This window comes from Fibrobacter sp. UBA3718 (genome assembly GCF_002371935.1).
In the GTDB taxonomy this organism is placed as follows: Bacteria; Fibrobacterota; Fibrobacteria; order Fibrobacterales; family Fibrobacteraceae; genus Fibrobacter.
In genome coordinates this window covers 1-20,027 of the sequence record NZ_DFHR01000023.1, presented here as the reverse complement: position 1 = coordinate 20,027, position 20,027 = coordinate 1, and the positions used below count along the sequence as shown (strand labels likewise).

Below are 20,027 nucleotides of genomic sequence, written 5' to 3'. Positions count from 1 at the left end.
GCGTCAACAATAAAACTCTAGTGATAGACTTGTACCACACGGTTGTTACTCCTTTAACATCCCATTAATAGACTATACCTTAAATATGCCTTATTGTAAACGAAAATGCAACCATATAATTGTTTACAACACAAGGAGATACACGAAAAATGGCCATTTTTCGTGTATCTTTGGTTAACAGAAATTTACAGTAGGGAAAAAAGGTTCCGTAATGCTACTTTTTCTTCTTTTCGTTCAGGATATCTCCCAGGTTGATGCCGTTGTTTCCTCCGCGGCGCACGCCCCACAGGAGGTCGCGCGTGATGTTCGTTGCGGTCTTCTTCCCGACGACGACTTTCAGGTGCAGGCGCGCAATGTAGGCGCCCGTTCCGACGAGCCGTCCGTCGTCGGCGCGCATGTTCCATGCGAGGAACAGGTTGCCCGGGTTCGCGAGGCATCCCGCGTCGCCATAGATTTCCTTGTCGGAGCAGAGGATGGATCCCGAGGATCCGCCCACGTAGTTGCCGAGGTGCGAGTAGTACTTGGTCTCGTAAACAAGCTTCACGTCGTCGGGCGTGACGAGCGAGAGCGTCCCGTCGCGGTAGCGGTCGATGTTGCTTGCGGTAATCGTCCCGTTCTTGATGGCCTCGATTACCTCTTCGCTCACGCCGTTCTTCTTCAGTTCTTTCGCGGAAATGGTCCCGTCGATAATGTCCTGGAACAGCGAACTGACATCCATGTCGGCCGCGGTCGTGATGTTCACGATGGTGTCTCGGCTCGCTTCGATTCCGCGCTGCACGTATTCTTCGAACAGCTGGAGGTCATCGCCTGTCAGTTTCTTCTTGTAGTTGCTGGCGTTGATCGTGGAATCCATGAACCCGGTGATGGCCTTGTCGCTAAAGCCGCTGATGGTGCTTGCCTGGATGGCCTCGATGAGCTGGGCGATGGATTCTTCCTTGGTAATCTCGAGCACAGTGTACGTGGTGTCGTCCTTGCCTCCGTTCAGCAGCGTTGAGATGAGGTTGTCGAGGCTCGCGATTTCTTCGGCGGTCTGGGTCGAGATGAGTTCGGCCACGTCGAAACCGACCAGGTGCCCCTGCACGCCGAGAGAATCGGAAACCTGTTTCGCGTCGGCATCCTTGTTGGTGATGAGCTTAGGCTGCGTGGTTGTCGGATCCTGCACGATGGGGTTGTCCGGCGAGAGCGGGAGCACGTCGGTTCCGGTAATCTGCATGTCCTGCTGTCCCGAGATGCGCACCATCGGGGTGTACTTGTGCGGTTTTACCCCGCTCATGTCTTCGGCGACATTCGTGGTGGAGCCTCCTACGCCGGGGACAAAGCCGACAGAGTCTCCTACGGAGGGAATCACCGCATCGTAGGTGGTCACGGTAAAGAGCAGGTCCATCGTGCTGCGGGAAGTCCCGTTGTCTATGCCCATGGGCTTTTCGGGATTGACCTGTTCGCCGCCACGCACGCAGACGTATCGGAACATGTCCTTGAAGTATTGCCTTGTCTCTTCGGTGATCGCCTCGCTGAAGGTGAGGCTCAGCACGTGGCCGTTCTTCGTGATGTTCTTGACGGCTTGCGTGACGATGGGGTTCACGCCGTCTTCGAGCGGGTCTGCCGCGATGTGGAAGTGGTAGCCCTTGCCGCCTTCGGTGTAGGTAAACCAGGTGTCGATGCTTCCGGTGTAGATATCTTCCTTGCCGCCGGTAAAGATGAGGGAACTGAATCCGCAGAGCTTGTAGGGTTCGCAGTTGTTGCTCGATACGATGGAAAGCTCGGTATTGTTGCTGGAGACCTTCCAGTTTTCTTTTGTCTGTACCGGGAAGCCTTCGCCGAATGCGAACTTGAGCGAGTCGAGGTTGTTCTTGCCGCCGAGCTCCTTGTTGAACTTGATGTGCAGGCTGTCGCCGCGCCCGTCGCCGTTGCGGTCAATGAATATCGCGCTGGAGATCCGCGGTATGGGAGGTTCCTTGAACACGAGGTCGGTCCATGTTGCCGCAGAAGATGCCGCCCCCTTCGCCTGTAGCGTCGCTCCCGTAACGGGTGCATTCGCGATGACGTAGAACGTGGCACGGCCCATGGAGTCGAGCACGACCTTGCTTATGGGCTTGCCGTTCTCGTCTACCGTCTTCATGTTTGGGTCGCTAGAAGAAAGGTTGATGTTCTGGTTGTAGATGGATACCTGCGCCCAGTCTTCCTCGAACATCACCTGCACCTTGTACATCTCGTATGCCCACTGGCCGATCTGTAGCGTGTCGCCCGAAATCTCCGATGAAAGGTTCTTCCATTCCTCGGTAGCGAACACGAGCGTGGGCACCTTGTACGGCGGGATGGTAATCCACACGCCGGTCTTCTGTTCGGGGTTGTTCTTGAGCGAGACCTCGAGGTAGTAGTGGCCCGGGGCAAGCCCGTTGTTCTCTACGATGCGTGCGGAATCGATGCTGAACTGGTACCAGTTGTCCTCGATGGTGATGCCTTCGAACCACATTCCCGCGGTATCGAGCATCACGCCCGCTTCACCGAGGTTGCCGCCGGTAAGGCGGTAGTTGGACGGGCCTTCCACGGTGTCGACGTCTGCAAGCTCGTTCGCGGAGAAGTCGCAACTGAGGGCGTCCTTCTTCACGATTTGCCATACGTCGTAGTTCTTGATATCCCGCGTGGAGCGCATGTCGGTGAGGAATATGCTTGCCTCGGTGCGCAGGTCGATGGAGGTGCGCATCATGAAGTTCGACTGCGTCTGCTTGCGTTCGGCGTAGAAGATGTGGAACGGGTAGGTCTTGCCTTCGACAAGCCCGAGCGTGTCGAGGTCTACCGAGCCCGAAGCCTTGGTGTGCTGTCCGCCGATGTCGACCACCAGACGGTTGTTGATGAACACCCATACGTCGTCGTCACCGTTGAATTCGAAGTACTGGCCGGGCACGTATTCGAACTTCGCCTGGATTTTCATGGTGAAGCCGAAGTTGTGGAAGCCCTTGTTACCGTTGATGGAATCGTAATGCACGTTCTCGACCGTTCCGGCCTCGTCGAGCCAGCGGAAGTCGTCGAGGAAGAATAACCCGCCTTCCTTGCTGCCGTCGTCACGCTGGCCGAGCCAGAATCCGTCGTCGGTCAGTTCGAGTTCCAGGTCGCGGCATGTGGCGTTCGTGTATTTCTTGCCGTCTGCACCGGTGTTGATGACTTCGGGCAAAAACCAGTAGTCGAGGTGGGTCGCGTTCGTGCAGCTGGAGGGGAAGTCCCTTGCGCGGACCGGGACGCCGTTGCTGCCGAGCGTAGGCTCCACCATTCCCTTCGTGAGACCGCATCCGCTGTTGCCGAAGTCTTCGTTTGTGCCTTCGCCGTATTGGGGGACGCCGCGTGCCTCGTAGCCGTTTCGTCCGCCCCTGTTCGAGCCGTCGTACCAGTCGAACATCATCACCGAGAGCGTCTTGACCGGGCAGTCGCCCAGGCGGTTCGGGTATTTCGAGAACAGGTCAGGGGGTCCCGAGGGATTCCCGATAATCCATAGCGTGTCGTTCAGCGCGGCGACGCTGTCGAGGTTGATGGGAGTCCCGACGGGCTGCAGGTCGCGCGCCACCTTCTCCGGGCCTTCCGCGGTCACGTAAGTGTTTCCGATGGTCTGCTTGAACAAGACCTCGAAACCGCTTGCGGGGGCGTTCTTGACGGTCGCCTGGAACCAGCCGCAGTAGTTGTTGACTGCGGTCATGGGGGTCTCCGTGCCCTTGTAGTTCAAGATGGCGTTGGTGTTGGTCCAGTTCGGCATGAACCGGATAACGACAGTAGAACCGCCTGCGCCGGGTCCGGCGACAGACGATGACGACGCAACGTCGGCCGAGGAAGAACTCTTGTTCTTCCCGGGCTGTGACATGGCGCACATTGCCATGACAAGCGTCGACAGAATCACACGAGTGATAACCTTATACCACACAATAATCGCTCCTTATTACACATCCCAATCAAGTGGGGCGATACTGTAAATATCGCTTATTTTGGGTAAAAATGCAACAGGAGGCAGGGTTCCAATTTAAAATAAGCGTGCAAAAAACGTGCATAAACAGCCTATTCATGTAAATAAAAGTTTACTGCGGGGTGAAGGGTGCCGTTTTTGGGACAGGTCCCCAATTTTTTCCGCGGTTAAAACCTACTTTTTACACGTTCAACAATCAGTTTTATTCCGGAGATATTCTATGAATCGAGTCTACCTGGTCGCTTCCGCAAATATGGAAGCCAAAGTCAAGGAAGTCGTCGACGCCGTTGCCGCCGCCGGCCTCAAGTCCGCCACCTACAAGCCCTGCGTGAATGGCGCCGAGGCCGTTGCCGAACTCAAGGAGCACAACTCCGCCGTGCTCATGGAAAAGATTGCCGCCGACTTCCTTAAGCAGGACTTTGATTCCGTGGACGCCGTCGTGGTGGAAGGCGCTGTTGGCATGAGCGCCGTTATGGCCCAGAAGTTCAACGACACCCTCGCGACCGCGCTCGACGCGAAGATCTATTCCGATAGCGAGGATGCCGACCTGTTCTGCCCGTGCCGCCTGCTGCACTGTGGGAAGTGCCTCGCGAAGGACCTCGCCGCAGAACCCGCCGAAAGGAAGACGAGCCAGGCGATGTTCCGTGCGGGCCTGCTCCTCAAGGCGTCCAAGGCGAAGAAGCGCATTGTGCTCCCCGAAGGTAGCGAACCGCGTACCGTGCAGGCAGCGAAGCTCGTAATCGACCGTGGTATCGCGGTTCCCGTGCTCGTGGGCAAGAAGGAAGAAATCCTGAAGGTCGCGAAGGAACAGGGCGTGCAGCTCCCGGCTGACATCGAAATTATCGAACCCAGTGCTGAACTCGCCGAAAAGTACGTTCCGACGCTCGTGGAACTCCGCAAGTCGAAGGGCATGACCGAAGACCAGGCCCGCGCGGCTCTTGCAGATAACGTAATGCTTGGCACCATGATGCTCAAGATGGGCGAAGTCGACGGCCTCGTTTCCGGTGCCATCCACTCTACCGCAGATACACTGCGCCCTGCCCTGCAGGTGATCAAGTGCGCCCCGGGTGTCAAGTCCGTGAGCTCCGTGTTCTTCATGTGCATGCCCGGCAAGACTTACATCTACGGCGACTGCGCCATCAATTTGAACCCGACCGCCGAGGAACTTGCAGGGATTGCCATGCAGTGCGACGACACCGCTAAGGCCTTCGGCCTCCCGAGCCGTGTCGCGATGCTCAGCTACAGCACCATGAACAGCGGCAAGGGCCCCGATGCAGACCTCGTGCGCGAAGCGACCAAGATCGTGAAGGAAGCCCGCCCCGAGATGCTCGTGGATGGCCCGCTGCAGTACGATGCCGCGACCGTGCCGAGCGTCGGGTCCCTCAAGGCCCCGGGCAGCACCGTCGCCGGCAAGGCGACCGTGTTCGTGTTCCCGAGCCTCTCTGCGGGTAACATTGGCTACAAGGCCGTGCAGCGTAGCGCGCAGGGCACCATCGCCATCGGCCCCATGCTCCAGGGTCTCGCGAAGCCGGTGAACGACCTGAGCCGTGGCGCCCTCGTCGAAGACATCGTGTACACGATCGCCCTCACCGCCGTCCAGGCAGGGTAAGAGCTAGCGACCGCTCATCCTAGTGCAAAGCTTAAAAGCACCGCTTTGATGAAAACCCCGAAAGTTGGATACAACTTTCGGGGTTTTCATCACGTTTGCTACCGGCTTTTCTGTTGGGTAAATGGCTTTGGCGATCGTCTAGCGGATCTTGTTTATCAGGCCGGCTGCGGTTTCGATAAAGATGATGAATATGGAGATGAATATGAAGATGAAAGCACCGACTGCCATGAGGCCGAATTTTATGATAATGTTGAAGAAGGTGCCGGCAATGTCCGATTCCCTGCGGGTTTCGGTGTGACCGTCCATGAATGTGGTCTTTACGATATAGTCATCGGCAAAGAGCTTGGCTGCAAGTCCAGCGCCGAAGAACGTGCTTGCCAATGAAAAACCGACTTTGCGCACCCATTCGAGGATCTTGTTGCGGGTGCGGCTGCGCGTCATTTCGTAACCATAGGGGTAACCGGTCCAGATGTAGAGGCCGATGAGAACGGCAAGGAGGATGATGAAAACCAGGTAGGTTGTGGCGCTGGATTCTGAACTCTTGATGTATCGATTTTCATCCGCGATGACACTGGCTTTGATTTGCTGGAAGTTCATCGCGGCAATGCTGTCGAAAATGGCACGGCTCTGGTTCATGTCTTTTGTGTTGTATTCAATTTGCTTTTGGATTGCATTCTTGCTGGAGTCGGTGGTGGCCGTTTCAAGAGACTTATTGAGGGTCTTCAGGTTCTTTTCGCACTCGAGGTAGTTGTTTTTATACGAGGCCAGCTTGTTCGCTTTCCATTTGTTTGCAGAGACGAAGAGTTCAGTGTATTTGAAGTGCGTTCCGCTCTTTTCCCAAGAGATGGTGGTGTCGTTTTCGGTCCAGGCTTCGACTTTTGCGATAGTGTCTTTTGCTGTTTGGACCGAGTCCTGACTGCTGCTGCGTGCCCATAGGAAAAGAAGGGCCAAAAGGATGACGCCACAAATAAGGCTAAACTTCCATGTGCGATGACGGGCGTAGGACCACTGTACGATATCGTTTAGCTGGTCGAATTTTTCGACGAATGCCGGGTCTTGGGCGTTGTCGGCAGCAGCTTCGGCTTGTCCCAGAAGTTCTGCCATGCGGTCGGTCTCTTTCTTGTTGACCGGGTACATATTTTCTTCTGTTACAATGCCGCTTTCGCGTTCCTTGGCCTTGATAAGGGAAGAGGTGAAGGCGGCCTCATGGAGTAGTTCCATGGCTTTTTGGTTGGTAGCGTTTCCTTCCATAATATGAGTCTCCTGGGGAAAAGTTGGAATTTCTGCTGTATAATAAATATAATTTAATTCTACCGCAATGAATACTTATGTTTTCAGTTATTTGGCGCGTTCAGCGTCCGTGGCTGCGGCTCGGAAACAGGTCTGCAAGCAGTCTTGTTACACTTGTATTGTTCAAAAAAGAGATTATCGGTCTCCGGAGATGAAGGTCGTTGAACTTCGTCAACATGCAAACCTGTTGGGGGATAGCGACCGGACTCCTGGCTGGGATGGCCAGTTTAATTGACGCTTTGCCCTATTTCTTGTCGAGCTTGGCGTTAATCTTCTTCTTGAGCTCTTTCAGCTGCCAGCGGCCGCGCTTGTCTTCCATGAAATAGTTTGTCCGGATACCGCGGGAAAGACCGCGTTCGATAAGGTCGAGCGCGTCGGCATAGCGTTTCTGGTCAAAGCGAAGCTCTGCAAGGAAGAAGTAGTTGTACAAGTCTTTTGGGTCCTTTTCCAGCGCCATGGTCAGGTATTTGTCGGCGAGGTTCTTGTCGGGCCATGAAAGGACTAGCGGAATGTAGGGCAGTACGAAATGCGCGCGTCCGAGCACCTGGTAGTCCTCGGCAGCGGTCGCGACATCGCGGACCTTGGCGGCGACGCCGTCCTTTACGGCCTGCAGCGGATTCTTGTCGGCACCCCACATGGAAAGGGCGGATGCATAGATGTGTGCGATTTCCTTGTTTTTCGGGAACTTGCCGTAGGCATCCTCGCTGGCAGTCTTGAGCGAATCGAGCTTTCTCGCGCGCTTGCTCTTGTCGAAGGGCACGAACCGGAACGAGAAGAAAAGACTTTTCACGTAGCCTTCGGTGGCGGCTTCTTCGACCGAGGCGTCGCTGGTGGCCTTGTGATAGGCGTCGATCATGAGTTTCGCGTTATGCGCGTCGGCCTTGTCGCCCTTGGCTCGTTCCGCCCTGGCCGCATAGCACGAGTCCGCAAAACGGAGATCCTCGTTTGCGAACGCGGCACTGGCTGCCAATGCGAATACGAATAAAGTCTTGAAGCCGATTCCCATGGGGTCCTATACTTTCCAGGTTTGCAGGAGCTTGTTGACCTGCGCTATCCGCCCCTTCTCTTCGTCTGTACCGTGGTATGTCTTGAACAAAATATTGCGGTATTCCATGAGCGAGGTGCGGATGAGGAGTCTTTCTTCTTTTTTCAGCATGCGGTAAAGTTAATAAAAATACGTTTACTTGTTGCCTTTGCCCTTGCCGGAGAAATAGTCCTGCTGGCGTGTGGCGCCGAGAACGGCGTGCCATAGTGTTCCGTTCGGGTCAATTTTCTTCCTTTCGTTTACGGCGTATTCGATAGGCACGTGGCTGAACTGTTCGTTCATGCTGCCCACCACCATGTCGGTCTTGCCGGCCATGCCTGCGTGCACGGCGCTTTCAGCAAGTTGGAAGCAGAAAATGGCGTCGGTTCCTTTCGCGGGGATGCTTCTCACCATGTAGCTCGGGTCGAAATACTTGATGTTCACTTCCTTGCCGACCTTCTTGAAGTGTTCGTTGATTTTGCGCGTGAGGAACTCGCCGATGTCGTTCTTGAGGATGTTCCCGCTGGCGTCGCGGCGTTCTTCCTGGTCCTTGAATAGTTCCTGTCCGGCGCCCTCGGCGACAGCGATGACGGCGTGCGTCTTGCCGCTTGCGTAGCGGCTCTCGAGAGCCTTGAAGAGGCCTTCCAGCGTGAAGGGTACTTCGGGAATGAGGCAGAAGTTCACGACGGTCGTTGCAAGGGCGGCATAGGCGGCGATAAAGCCCGAGTCGCGGCCCATGAGCTTCACGAGACCGAGCCCGTTGAACGCCCCGTTCGCCTCGTTGTGAGCGCTCGTTATCACGTCGGTCGCGGAGAGTACGGCGGTTTCGAAACCGAACGTGCGGTCGATGAGATTCAGGTCGTTGTCGATGGTTTTCGGGATGCCGATAACCGAGATGGGCTGCCTGCGCTTCTTTACTTCTTCGGCAATGGCATGCGCCCCGCGAAGTGTTCCGTCGCCGCCGATGCAGAACAGCACGTTGATGTTGAGTCGCATCAGGGTGTCTACCATGATGGCGGGTTCCTGCGTGCCGCGGGAACTTCCGAGGATGGTGCCGCCGTCTTCCTGGATGGAGTCCACGACATCCGGGTTCAGGACGATGGGCGAGTATCCGTAGGCGGGGTTGAGTCCGCGGTAGCCGTAGGGAATGCCGAAGATGTTGCGGACGCCGTAGTCGAACCACAGCACCTGTACCAGGCCCTTGATGACATTGTTGAGGCCGGGGCAGAGGCCTCCGCAGGTGACGATTCCCGCGCGTGTCCAGGCGGGGTCATGGAAAATGGTTTCGCGCGGGCCGGCCGCTTCGAGCGAGGGGATGGCGATGCCTTTCTCGTAAAATTCATGGATGCGCTTTACATCCGTGGTGAGGCTAATGCGGTCTTCTTCCGAAACGAACTGTATGCCCTTCATGGGCGACCGAAGTGTCCCCTTGCCGACGGTCTCGATGGAGAGGTCGTACTGGTCCGGGTTCTGGAGAATGTCTTCCTGTGTCATTGCCTAATCCTTGTTGCGTTCTGAGGTTCCTTTAGCGGAACCTACCTTAAAATACAAAAAAAGGGCCTAGACGGATGCGGGCGGGAAGTGTATTTTCGTCCTCAATCCGGGCCCCGCGTTCTCGAGTTCGATGGTCATTCCCGAAAGTGCGCAGAGTTTTTTCACCATGGAAAGCCCGATGCCCGTGCCCTTGGTTTCGCGCGTCATCTCGTTTTCGACGCGGTAGAATTCCTGGAACACCTTTTTCATTTCGGAAGGCGGAATGCCGGGGCCGTAATCGCGCACGGCGAGGTACACGTGGTTCCCTTCCTTCTTGAGTTCGATGACGATCATCTTGTAGTCGGCATTCTTCGAGAACTTGAGCGAGTTGTCCACCAGGTTCATGAGAATCTGCATTACGGCATCGCGGTCCATCATGAGCGAGACTTCGCTTGCGCTTGTATCGCAGGTGACCGTAAGCGAGAACCCGTTCTTCTCCACGTTGCGCGTGTAGGTGGCGACGAAATCGTCGAGGACGGCCTTGGGCCTGTCTTGCCGCAGCTGTACGGTCCAGCGGTTTCCGTCGAGTTTGGACAAATTAAGCACGTTCTGGATGAGCCTCGTGAGTCGTTCCGCTTCGCTTGCGATGAGGTTGTAGTACTTGTGCCGCTTTTCCTCGTTCGCCACCCACGAATTCTGCAGCAGCTCTGCGTACATCTTTATCGAGGTTAGCGGAGTCTTGAGCTCGTGGCTCACCGCCGAGATAAAGTCCTGCCTCTTCTGGGCGAGGTTGAGCTGGCTCTGGGTGAGCCGGTAAATCGAGACGAGGCCGCCCCCGAGCAACAGGAACATGATGCCGCCGATGAGGATGAGCAAGTTCCCGTTCGATATGACCTGGCCGTGGTCGCTGGATTTCTCGGCGTCCTGGTCGATATACATGGCGAGGGTGATGCCGTCAAGCGGTTCGGCAAGCGGTTCCTCGAACACCTTGAGGGTCTTGTTGTTCCTGTCGCCAAACGAGATGACCTGTTCGCCCTTCTTGAAGAACCGGAGCGAGAGGTGGTTGTCGCTGTTCTCGTACTCGCTGATTTCGAGGCTTACGATGCTCTTCAGGTATTCGCGGATGTCGACGACGAAACCTTGTACGAAGTTTTCTTCGCCGCGCAGCACGTTCCTGTAGAAAACGATGTGGCGGCTGTCCAGTTCGACCTGGAACGATTCGATGGAGATGTCCATCGTGCCGACATAGGGGAATATGCGGTAGAGACCGGATGTATCCCTCTTGGCCGATTCAACGTTGAATGCGAACTGCTCCTGCTCGGACGTCCTTTCCACGCGCGTCTTCCGTCCCTTCTTGCGCTTGGAGAGGTCCACTTCGTTTGCGAGCTGGTCGAGCGCGCTCGAGTTCTTGAGTGAATCCTGCGCGGTCGCCTTTTTGTTCTTGATGCCCATGTCGCGGACAATGAACTTGAGCTTGTTCTGGAGGGACTCGCGTACTTCGCGGTTTTCGAGCTGCACTTGGCCGAGCACACCTGCCGGCAGATAGGGCGTGCTGAAAACGCCGTCCGGGTCTATCTGGAAATGCCCGATCAATCCTGTGTACTGGCTACAGTAGTCGTTCTTTGTGGAGTCGTTGTCGCACGAAACTACGGGGTAGTTCAGGGCTAGGTCGGAATAGGTCGGCTGTTCGCCCGCCGAGATGGTCTTTGCGACCTTGATGAAGCGGTATTCCATGAACGACCGCTTGTTTTCGATGGAGAGGTCGTCCTTGATGCGGTTGTTCGCCATCTTCAGCACCTGGTTCGCGTGCATGGCCCACTCGGCCTTGGTGTCGTCCTGCATGTGCAGGTACGAGTCATAGAGGAGCCCCGCGATGGGCACCGCTATGACAACGAAGATGGCAACGAATATTGCAATTAAGCGGTTTTTGTGCATTCAGGCGTCGACCGCATCTGGTAACCTTCGCCGCGGAACGTGACCAGGAGCTTCGGGTGCGAGGGGTCGTCCTCGATCTTTTTGCGCAACTTGGTGATGTGGATATCCACGGTGCGCGTATCCACGGATTCGGCATTCTCGTAGCCCCAGACTTCACGGAGCAGCTCCGAGCGGGGCACTGCGTGGTCGCGGTTGTTCCAGAGGTATTCGAGGATTTCGATTTCCTTGCGGGTGAATGCGAGTTCTTCCTTGCCGCGCGTTCCTGCGTATTCGCGGAAGTTCACGCGGAGGTTGCCGGCGGCGAGCTTGCCTTCGTTTTCCAGCGACTGCCTGCTCCTGCGGAGTACCGCTTCGATGCGGGCGAGCAGCATGGGGACGGAGAACGGCTTCGGGATGTAGTCGTCGGCGCCGAACTTGAGGCCGTTGATGATGTCCTCGTCGGTGTTCTTTGCCGAGAGGATGATAATGGGGAGGCTTCTGTCTTTTTCGCGAATCTTGTCACAGACTTCGAAACCGTTCATTCCAGGGAGCATCACGTCGAGGAGGACTAGCCCGTATTGCCCGGAGAGGGCTTCGGAAAGGCCGCTTTCGCCATCGGCCACGTGCTTTACGTTGTAGCCGTTGAGTTCGCAGAGATCCACGAGACCTTCGGCAATTGCAATTTCGTCTTCAACAATGAGGATGCTTGTGCTGCTTGGATTGAGAGCCATCTTTGATTCCTTTGTATTCCTTCCTTAAAATTAAAGTGCAAAGCCGACGCCGACTTCGGCGGCCATCCTGCCCGGTTCGACTTCTTCGGGGAAGTCTCCGCCAAAGTAGTACTTGAAGTTTGCATATGCGGCGATCGGGATGATGGGGAGCTTGGCACGCACGCCAACGAGGATATGTCCGCCGATGCTGGTCTTGAGACCTTCTTCGAGGGCGGCATCCTGCAGGTTCTCGACCATGGCGTCAGAGACAGTCTTCATGATGTCGGCCTGGTCGGGCATCGCCATGGAAGTCGGGTCTGCGGATGGGTCGAGCAGCTTGGTCGGGTCGCTCATGATGTCGTTAACCTTCTTTTCCGCTTCGTCCTTGAAGGTGTCGATGAGGGTCTTGTAGGTGTCACCGACGACGCGCTTCGTGAACTTCTGGTTCAGGATGAACGTGTTCATGTAGTAGGTGAGACCGCCGCCGATGTAGGGGCGGATGATGGGGATGAACGTGATGGGGTAGGTAATGGAGATGTCGCCGTTCATCTGCACGAACTTCGGGTTCGCCTTGCCGAACGGGGTCCCGCCAAGTTCGATTTCGAGGTCAATCTGCTTGTAGTCTTCCAGCTTGTATTCTTCGCCGGAGCCCATGCCCATGGCGCTCTTGAGGGCGAGGCTCGGGTCGAGCATGAACAGCGATGCGTCGTAGGAGCCGAACTGGATGTTGAATGTCGCTTCCACGTCGATGATGGGGAGGATGTCCACCCACACCTTGAAGCCGAAACCGTGCATCATCTCGTTGAAACCACCGTGCCACAGCTTGACTTCGCCCGCATCGGAAACGTCGACGCTGTTGCCGAACCTGTCTGGGGTGGCCGAGAAACCGGTCATCTTCGTCCCGAAATTGGGGGTGTAGTGAGCACCGATGCCGATGATGGCAAAAGACTGTGTTGCAAGCAGGGCGCCTGCCGCAAGGACTGCTTTGAAGTTCATATAGACTCCTTGGATTGACTTTCAAACTTGAAACTAGAAAAAAAAATCAAAAAACGGACACTCGAATGTCCGAAAAAACAAGAAAATGGGCCAGAAGCCTTCTTTCCGAGTCCTTTTATCGGATAAATAGGATATTTATCACACTTTTCGTATCATTTTTCTCTGACAATGTGAAAAAAAGTATATATTACTATCTATTAAGATGCTAGGGTGACCCCTGATGCGGTTTGGCAGGGGTAGCCGGTGTATCGCAAGATGTTTGAAAGAAGGTGTGATATGCGAAATATCGCAAAATACATAATTCTCCTCGGTTGCCTGGTCGGCCTCTCGTTCGGGGCTCCATCGCGAACGGAGACCAAGCGCGACGCTTCCCGTGCGTATGACGAATTGGATGGGGTGGAAAGGCCCGCCCCGAAGACGGCTCCCGCACAGAGGACCCAGCAGCAGGCGGTGGCTCCGGCATCGGCCCAGAGGCCGGTTTCGCAGTCGAATTCCTCCTATGCGGGGGACTTCCACATGCCTACAATTCTCGTCGTCCCGGCCCAGAAGGCAAAGGGCATGAGTGATTTGCAGGCTTTCCAGAGCAACCCCAACAACCGCATGGCGACCGAAGCCATCAACAGCTATTTGACACAGCGCCAGTACGAAGTCAAGTCCCTGCAGGGCCAGGAGACATTGAACGAGGTCATCCAGATGCAGCAGGATATCGCCGAGACGGACGAGGACCTCTCCTATCTTGCAAGTCTTGCTCTCGGTGCCGATATCTACGTCAAGTTTGCGGCATCCATCGAAAAGGGAGTCGTGCTGATTGAGCTGAGCGCCTACGAGGCCGCGACCGCGCGCCTTCTGGGAAGCCAGACGAGCCAGGCCATGGTTTCGGGAAATTCCCGTGGCGAAATTGCTGACGCAGTCTTTGCCGCCGCTACACGCGCCATGCCTGGCCTCGAGAAGAAAATCAAGGGTTACTGGGAAGTGGACCGTAAGAACGGCGTGCAGTACAAGGTCATCATGAAACTCCAGGGAGAGTTCGATGAACAGCGTGTCGAGGATATCCAGGATGACGTAGATCAGCTCCTGAAGAAGGCTTTCAAGCGTGTTAGCGTGAACGTGATGACATCGAAGACTATCGACCTGACCGTATTCGCGGACATGAACAAGTTCGCCGATTCGCAGGAAGTCTACAGCTACGTCCGTCGCGGCATGAAGGGTTCGGTGACAGTCAAGAAAATCAACATCACCAAGAAACTTATTCTTATCGAGTTGAAGTAAGATGAACATCAAGAAAATTGCGATTTTGCTGTTGTCGTTCTCTGTTGCTGCTTTTGCTGGCAAGGTCATTACCTATACGGCATCTTCTGCCGTATCGCAGGAAGAAGCGAATAATACTGCGATGGCCGGTGTCGCAAAGCAGGTTTCATCGACGGTCAAGACCGATGACAAGCTCTATACGGAGGATGTGTCCGCTGGAGGCAAGGAGAAGATTTCGCAGACCTATACGTCCAACAAGAACGTGAAGACTGATGTCGACCTCAAGTGGATCAAGGTGACTCCGCTCCCGAAGGAAGGCAAGCGCTTCCGCGCGACGGCCACGCTCGATATCGACGAGATGACGAACAACATCCGCCTGCAGATGGCGACGGCAAAAGAAAAGCTCGAGAAGTTTGAAGCTGCCGGCCGCGCCGCCCTGGACGCTTCCCGCTATGACGAGGCTGCGCGCAACCTCGCCGCGGCAGAGGCTCTCCTGCAGCCGTATGCGCAGTTGAAGGCTGAACTTGCCAAGGTCTTTACCCTGAATGAATCGTTCAACCTGAAGCACAATCTTCCCGGTCTCAAGGCCGCTATCGCATCGCGCCTCGCGAACATCAGCGTGCAATCCGTACCGGCGCGCCTGGTTATCGACAAGGATATCATCACCGACTTGAACGTGACGGTTACGGATGCGAATGGAATCGTGACGGATTTCCCGCTGAAGGCCGTGCAAAATGGCAAGACGCTCGCCGAACGTCGCACCCAGGATCAGGGCGTTGCCGTGTTCACGATCCAGAATGTGGAATTCGGTGCTGGCCAACATACCTTGACCCTGGTTCCCAACTTCCCGAAAGATATCTTGAAGGCGGCCGGGATGGCCCAGGGCTTTGTGGTCCAGTACGAGGTTAAGCTGCCGGCATGCAATGTGCGCCTTGACTGCAAGGGCAATGCAGACGGATGCAAGGCGCTTACCGACCAGATGGCCAAGCAATCCATCTTTGTCGGAAACGATTCCCGCTACCCGCTTCTCGCCGCGGAGGTAAAGTCGACTCCCAAGAGTTCTCTGAACCAGCTCCTGTCATTTGATGTCGCCATTTCCGTTTCCGGTGACAGGGTCAGCTTCTCGAAGAGTTCCAAGGGTGTCGGGAAGACGGAAAGCGAAGCCGTTTCCAAGGCTATCGGCAAACTCAAGTTCAAGGAACTGGAACAGCAGGTCAAGGCTACCTGCGGACGATAGAGATAAGAACTTCGGCAAGCGTGTGCTTGCCTCGCGCATACGCAGGCGTATGCGAAGAAAAAAATCCGGCAATCGTGAGCTTGCCTCGTATATACAATAAAGGACGCCATCCGGCGTCCTTTGCAGTTTCTTCGTGTGCACCCGCGGTGCTTTGACGATTACTTCTTTTTCTTCTTGCCGCTAGCGTCGAGCGTAATCTTGACGGTTTCTTCACCCTTCACGGTCACGAGCATTTCGGCGGACTTGCGGTTGGAGCATTCTGCGCGCACGAGGTGGTCGCCTGCGTCGAGGTTGTGGATGGTGAGAGCTGCGCCGTCGGTCTTGTCGGAGTTTTCGCCGTCGACATAGATAAGGCACTTGCCCGGAATGGTCGTCACTTCGATGTGGCCCTTCGGGATCTTGGTGCCGTAGTCGAAGGTGTTGCGCTTGTCCTTGCCCGGCCACACGTTCACGCGCTGGTTCACCAGTTCGTAGCCCTGGTCGATGACGATGAGGGTCTGGCGACCGGACTGCACCTGCATGTTCTCGATGGGGCTCTTGCCGAGGAGTTCGTTACCTAGGTACACTTCGCTGTTGGGCGGGTTCGTGATGATGGTAACGGTTGCGGGCTTTCCGCGGGGAGGCGGGTCGTCGTCTGCGACAGCGGCCGAGACAAGGAATGCCACCAAAAGGGCGAGGATGTAAAGTTTCTTCATTAGTGTTACTCCTATTTACGTTTACCCCTAAAATATAAAGTTTTCCTTGAAGTGGGAAGAGTTTTATAATATTTTGTAGGTAAAATTCTTTTAAGAGACACCCAAAAGCCAATTTTTATGAAAGCCCTATACCAGAAAATCCGCATTCTGAGCGGCAAGAACTACGGCCTGTACAAGAGCCTCGCTGAAAAACCATGGGATTTTGGCGACTTTGTGCTGGAATTTATCCATGTGCAGGGCGATCCGTATGCGCCGCCTTCGAGGGTTATTCTCAAAGCGGCTCTTTCGACGCTCGGGTATGCGTCGGAATGGGGCGGTAGCTTTGAACGCAGGCTCGCGCTGAGCGATTTTCTATACCGTAAACTGGGACGCCTGGTGCAGGAAAGGTTCCCCGGGAAAGATGCCGCGGTCCTGTTCGATTCTGCCGGACCCGAGATGTTGGTGCGGAATAGCCTTTGGATAGACAATGGCGAAATTCGTGTGTGCTTGCAGGTGAGGCTCCCGGGCGAGGGCCGCAAGATTCAGGCGGAACCTGCGGCGGAAATCTTGACGATGGTCCTGCCTGACCTTGTGTCGGCGGGGCTGTATTTCAGCAAGGCGGACGAACCCCAGATGCTGGAACACTACCGTGTGCTTGCCGAACGCAAGGAAATTCTGGAGCAGCTCGATACTCGCGGGCTTTGCGCGTTCGTGCCCGACGGGGCGGTTCTTCCGAGGGCTTCGGGCCTGAGCGAAATGCCTCTAGAGGGAGCCGTGCCGTTTGCCTCGCCTGCGGAGATGGCTGTGACTCTGGATGTTTGCGGACGCAAAATTCGCGGCATGGGAATCCCCAAGGGAATTTCGGTTATTACCGGCGGCGCGTTCCACGGGAAATCCACGTTGTTGCAGGCCTTGACGCGGGCGGTGTACCCGCATGTGCCGGGTGACGGTCGCGAGGGAATCGTGGTTGACGAGACTGCGCTCCGTGTGGGTGTGGAAGACGGGCGCAGCGTTCGCGGTACGGACCTCTCGATGTTTGTCCGCGACTTGCCGGGTGGCATCAGCACGAAGGATTTCAATACGCTGTCGGCCTCGGGTTCCACGAGCGAGGCGGCGAACCTTCTCGAAGCCATGGAGGCGGGGGCAAGAACATTCTTCATCGACGAGGATTCCTCTGCGGTGAACTTCTTGATTCGCGACATGCGCGTACGCAAACTGCTGGGCGACGAGCGCGAGCCGCTTATCCCGCTGACCGACCGCATTCGCGAACTCGCTTCTGCCGGCATGAACTTCATTCTTGTCGCGGGCGCCTGCGGTGACTATCTGGATATTGCAGACAACATAATTGTAATGGCGAATTACAGGGCGGAGTGCGCCAGGTTCAATGAAGCTGCGGCTGCTCTGGTGCCCGCCGGGATGCCGGTGAAGCGCCCCTTTGTTGCCTACATGCAGCCCCTTCAGAAATTTGTACGTCCGGCCTCTGCCGTGGAACGTCAAGTGAAGGTGAAGCTTGCGGGCGATACGCTTTTGCAGATAGGCTTCCTTGTGGCCGACACATCGAGACTTGTGACGCTGGTAGATAAACAGCAACGTTTCGGTGCCGGTTTCATGCTTTTGAACATGCTCCAGAATGCCGCGAGCAATGCCGAGGGAGACTCGCCTGCCGATTCTGTCGCAGGTGCGGCGCAGAAACTTTGCGACACGATTTGCAATGTCGGATTCAGGAACCTGCCGCAGGGGATGAGCCGCGAGATGAGCCTGCCCCGTGCCGTCGATATCGCCTGCGTGGCGTTCCGACTGACCGCTGCAAAACGCTGACGAATTACATTCATAATCTGCAACGTTGATATATATTCTAATAGAGTCTTCGAGTTGTTTTCGGGGCCTCCTATTAGTTTTTCGGTAAGGTGTGATCATGTCCAGAGGAGAAAAGCTTTGTTTAGTTCTATTTGGCCTTGTGCTGCTTGCACAGGTGGCTTATGCTGCCGATTCAAGTTTGGAAAAGGCCAAGCGCGATGCCATTTACGGGTATTCCTCGGAAAGGGCTGTCGAGGAACTGGAACGCCTCGCGCCGCCTGTCGGTTTTGTACTCCTTTCTTATGAAGAGGAATTCCTCCTGTACAACAGGGCTATCCAGGATGCCGATGCCATAGACAAGCCGAAGTACTGGGAGCATATAGATTTTCTGCTCGCGAAACACGATTCCATTGTGGCGGTCCGCGAAAAACTGCAGGTTGTTGGTGGGGAATGTCTGCTCGAAAAGCGTCATCTGGCCATCAACGTGAACCATCGCGATTTGCGATTTGCCATGGCGGTGAGGAATGTCCCGCGCGAGACGCGCGAATTTTACGGCATATACTTGGAACGCCTCGCGCTGAACTATGGCGGTGGCGAACCGATGGACTATAGCAATTCTATTGCGGAGTGGAATGAATTTCGCAAACGCTATCCCGGTAGCCCTTACCTTGGTTGGGTGCCTCCAGCAAGCCCCGAGACGGCGAAGGCTGCCGAGGATCAGCATCTGTCCGAGGCTCCCAAGTGGATGCACTGGGCGCTGCTTGGCGGGTATTCCTATGCGATGTATTCCGGCGGATTGGAAAAAATGCTGGAGCCTTCGACCGGGTTCAACATCATGGCCGAATGGCAGATGTCGCGCATCCTGTTCCTGCTCCAGATGGGTTCTACTTCCGGTGACGATTTCAGTGATTTTTCCATAGCGCTGTCTGGCGGCTTCGCCCTTATGGAATGGAAATATTTCTCTGCCGATGTGATTTTTGGAGTGGTCAGTGAAAGTTTGAGAATGAAAGGTGTAGACGATATCCCGTCGTCAAGAACCATGCTCGTTGGCGTGCAGGCCGATGGCTTTATTCCCGTAACGAATGTCCTTGATATCGATATCCGGGCGCAGTTCTCCTTGCGCTATTCCTCCTTCGAGATCGGCGGTCGCAACAAGGGCGGCCTGGTCGAGGTGTTGAATCTTTCTGCCGGGGTCCATTTCGGTGCGCCCAAAAGGAGTGGACGATGAAAAAGTTTACTGCTCCTTCGTTTGTGATTATGTTGTTCTTAATGACGTGTGTGCTGAGTGGCTGTACCACGGTAATGAAACTCGCCGTTGACTGGATGAACTACACGCAAGATTCCTACTATAGGGACCATGTGCCGGCTGGCGGCTGGGTGGATCCTGAATGGGAAGGCGTCCCGCGCAGTGTTACGATATTGTATTCCGAGCCTATGTTCGACGGGTATTCGTCGTTCAAAAAAGAGTGGCCTGAATACGGCGGCAATTTCAGCGGCTGGTTCAAGCAGCAGATGGATTATGCCGCGGCGACGCTTAGCGTCCGTGCGGAAGTAATGAGCGTCGATGATTCTGCGTTTGCGCTGGAACGGCGCGCCCAGTGGCATCGCTATGGCGCAGATGCGGATTCGGTCGAGGTGCCGGTGCTTCGCGAAAAATACAGGGATGACGTGGAAGAAATCGCGGTGGTGATATCGCCAGTCGTCATTGTTGCAAGCGAACGTGCTGATACAACGGGTGTAAAAACGGTGAAGGCCCAGTATTCCATTACCGATGTCAAGCGCGGCAAGGTTCTTGCGTACGGCAAGGTGGACGTCCGGGGTGAAATGGGACGTACGGCGAATGTTAGTTTGTCTGAAAAACTCCTGCATCTGGTTGTGAAAGGTTCTCCGTTGGAGCAAGTTCGTTTGTCTCCCATGGAAAACAACGGCGAAAGGCCGCAAAAAAGGAGCGTCTGGAAGGAGTAGGGGCTTTTTTTCGTGGTGTGCGGTTGTTTTTTTGCGCCTTCGACTCCCTTGAAACGGTCTTGTACACTAGATTTTTGTGAATTATTTGTTGATAGAGGGTTTTTAAACTGGTTTTTACCCGTTTTTTCAAAAAAAGTGAAA

At 55.3% G+C, this 20,027-nt stretch carries 15 protein-coding genes; 6 read left to right on the top strand and 9 right to left on the bottom strand.

From position 1 onward, the window contains the following. Positions 1 to 214: 214 nt before the first annotated feature. Positions 215 to 3,910, bottom strand: a complete 3,696-nt coding sequence (locus B4A77_RS09965; protein WP_290740373.1) for a fibro-slime domain-containing protein — start codon at positions 3,908 to 3,910, stop codon at positions 215 to 217. Positions 3,911 to 4,169: 259 nt separating this feature from the next. On the opposite strand from B4A77_RS09965, the gene pta reads away from it, so the two are divergent. Continuing rightward, positions 4,170 to 5,558: a phosphate acetyltransferase gene (pta, locus tag B4A77_RS09960; RefSeq protein WP_290740370.1), complete on the top strand. Its 1,389-nt coding sequence runs from the start codon at positions 4,170 to 4,172 to the stop codon at positions 5,556 to 5,558. Between the two features lie 138 nt (positions 5,559 to 5,696). Here pta and B4A77_RS09955 read toward each other — a convergent pair whose 3' ends face one another. The 7 genes from B4A77_RS09955 to B4A77_RS09925 form a co-directional block, all read right to left on the bottom strand. After that, a complete protein-coding gene (locus B4A77_RS09955; protein WP_173382090.1) occupies positions 5,697 to 6,809 on the bottom strand; it encodes a hypothetical protein in 1,113 nt (370 codons plus the stop codon). A gap of 283 nt (positions 6,810 to 7,092) precedes the next feature. Next, complete coding sequence (locus B4A77_RS09950) at positions 7,093 to 7,854, bottom strand: hypothetical protein (RefSeq protein ID WP_173366000.1); 762 nt, start codon at positions 7,852 to 7,854, stop codon at positions 7,093 to 7,095. A gap of 6 nt (positions 7,855 to 7,860) precedes the next feature. Then, positions 7,861 to 8,004: a hypothetical protein gene (locus B4A77_RS09945; RefSeq protein ID WP_173366001.1), complete on the bottom strand. Its 144-nt coding sequence runs from the start codon at positions 8,002 to 8,004 to the stop codon at positions 7,861 to 7,863. Positions 8,005 to 8,028: 24 nt separating this feature from the next. Beyond that, positions 8,029 to 9,366 carry an ATP-dependent 6-phosphofructokinase gene (locus tag B4A77_RS09940; RefSeq protein WP_173366002.1) on the bottom strand — a complete coding sequence of 446 codons (1,338 nt, stop codon included), beginning with the start codon at positions 9,364 to 9,366 and terminating at the stop codon, positions 8,029 to 8,031. Between the two features lie 66 nt (positions 9,367 to 9,432). Further along, complete coding sequence (locus B4A77_RS09935) at positions 9,433 to 11,280, bottom strand: sensor histidine kinase (RefSeq protein ID WP_173366003.1); 1,848 nt, start codon at positions 11,278 to 11,280, stop codon at positions 9,433 to 9,435. After that, on the bottom strand, positions 11,262 to 11,990 hold the full coding sequence (locus B4A77_RS09930) for a response regulator transcription factor (RefSeq protein WP_173366004.1): 729 nt from the start codon (positions 11,988 to 11,990) through the stop codon (positions 11,262 to 11,264). The genes B4A77_RS09935 and B4A77_RS09930 overlap by 19 nt, the downstream gene beginning before the upstream one ends. Positions 11,991 to 12,020: 30 nt before the next feature. After that, positions 12,021 to 12,965 (bottom strand): hypothetical protein, encoded by a 945-nt coding sequence (locus B4A77_RS09925; protein ID WP_290731178.1) that lies wholly within the window; start codon positions 12,963 to 12,965, stop codon positions 12,021 to 12,023. Between the two features lie 276 nt (positions 12,966 to 13,241). On the opposite strand from B4A77_RS09925, the gene B4A77_RS09920 reads away from it, so the two are divergent. Then, positions 13,242 to 14,234, top strand: coding sequence for a DUF6175 family protein (locus B4A77_RS09920; RefSeq protein WP_173382092.1), 993 nt, complete (start codon positions 13,242 to 13,244; stop codon positions 14,232 to 14,234). A 1-nt stretch (position 14,235) separates the two neighbouring features. Next, positions 14,236 to 15,450, top strand: coding sequence for a hypothetical protein (locus B4A77_RS09915; RefSeq protein WP_173382093.1), 1,215 nt, complete (start codon positions 14,236 to 14,238; stop codon positions 15,448 to 15,450). 158 nt (positions 15,451 to 15,608) lie between these two features. Here B4A77_RS09915 and B4A77_RS09910 read toward each other — a convergent pair whose 3' ends face one another. Continuing rightward, positions 15,609 to 16,145, bottom strand: coding sequence for a PEGA domain-containing protein (locus B4A77_RS09910; RefSeq protein WP_173366008.1), 537 nt, complete (start codon positions 16,143 to 16,145; stop codon positions 15,609 to 15,611). Positions 16,146 to 16,262: 117 nt separating this feature from the next. Here B4A77_RS09910 and B4A77_RS09905 point away from each other — a divergent pair, with 117 nt between their 5' ends. From B4A77_RS09905 to B4A77_RS09895, 3 genes are all read left to right on the top strand, one after another. Continuing rightward, complete coding sequence (locus B4A77_RS09905) at positions 16,263 to 17,942, top strand: ABC-ATPase domain-containing protein (RefSeq protein WP_290740366.1); 1,680 nt, start codon at positions 16,263 to 16,265, stop codon at positions 17,940 to 17,942. Between the two features lie 139 nt (positions 17,943 to 18,081). Beyond that, the gene (locus tag B4A77_RS09900) at positions 18,082 to 19,149 is read left to right on the top strand and encodes a hypothetical protein (protein WP_290740363.1); all 1,068 of its coding nucleotides are present in this window, start codon (positions 18,082 to 18,084) and stop codon (positions 19,147 to 19,149) included. Beyond that, positions 19,146 to 19,886 carry a hypothetical protein gene (locus B4A77_RS09895; RefSeq protein WP_290740360.1) on the top strand — a complete coding sequence of 247 codons (741 nt, stop codon included), beginning with the start codon at positions 19,146 to 19,148 and terminating at the stop codon, positions 19,884 to 19,886. The genes B4A77_RS09900 and B4A77_RS09895 overlap by 4 nt, the downstream gene beginning before the upstream one ends. Positions 19,887 to 20,027: the final 141 nt, after the last annotated feature.

Bases quoted from the DNA above. Each gene is read 5' to 3' on its own strand.
- pta (WP_290740370.1), top strand. From the start codon at position 4,170: ATGAATCGAGTCTACCTGGTCGCTTCCGCAAATATGGAAGCCAAAGTC.
- B4A77_RS09955 (WP_173382090.1), bottom strand. From the start codon at position 6,809: ATGGAAGGAAACGCTACCAACCAAAAAGCCATGGAACTACTCCATGAG.
- B4A77_RS09950 (WP_173366000.1), bottom strand. From the start codon at position 7,854: ATGGGAATCGGCTTCAAGACTTTATTCGTATTCGCATTGGCAGCCAGT.
- B4A77_RS09945 (WP_173366001.1), bottom strand. From the start codon at position 8,004: ATGCTGAAAAAAGAAGAAAGACTCCTCATCCGCACCTCGCTCATGGAA.
- B4A77_RS09940 (WP_173366002.1), bottom strand. From the start codon at position 9,366: ATGACACAGGAAGACATTCTCCAGAACCCGGACCAGTACGACCTCTCC.
- B4A77_RS09935 (WP_173366003.1), bottom strand. From the start codon at position 11,280: ATGCACAAAAACCGCTTAATTGCAATATTCGTTGCCATCTTCGTTGTC.
- B4A77_RS09930 (WP_173366004.1), bottom strand. From the start codon at position 11,990: ATGGCTCTCAATCCAAGCAGCACAAGCATCCTCATTGTTGAAGACGAA.
- B4A77_RS09925 (WP_290731178.1), bottom strand. From the start codon at position 12,965: ATGAACTTCAAAGCAGTCCTTGCGGCAGGCGCCCTGCTTGCAACACAG.
- B4A77_RS09920 (WP_173382092.1), top strand. From the start codon at position 13,242: ATGCGAAATATCGCAAAATACATAATTCTCCTCGGTTGCCTGGTCGGC.
- B4A77_RS09915 (WP_173382093.1), top strand. From the start codon at position 14,236: ATGAACATCAAGAAAATTGCGATTTTGCTGTTGTCGTTCTCTGTTGCT.
- B4A77_RS09910 (WP_173366008.1), bottom strand. From the start codon at position 16,145: ATGAAGAAACTTTACATCCTCGCCCTTTTGGTGGCATTCCTTGTCTCG.
- B4A77_RS09905 (WP_290740366.1), top strand. From the start codon at position 16,263: ATGAAAGCCCTATACCAGAAAATCCGCATTCTGAGCGGCAAGAACTAC.
- B4A77_RS09895 (WP_290740360.1), top strand. From the start codon at position 19,146: ATGAAAAAGTTTACTGCTCCTTCGTTTGTGATTATGTTGTTCTTAATG.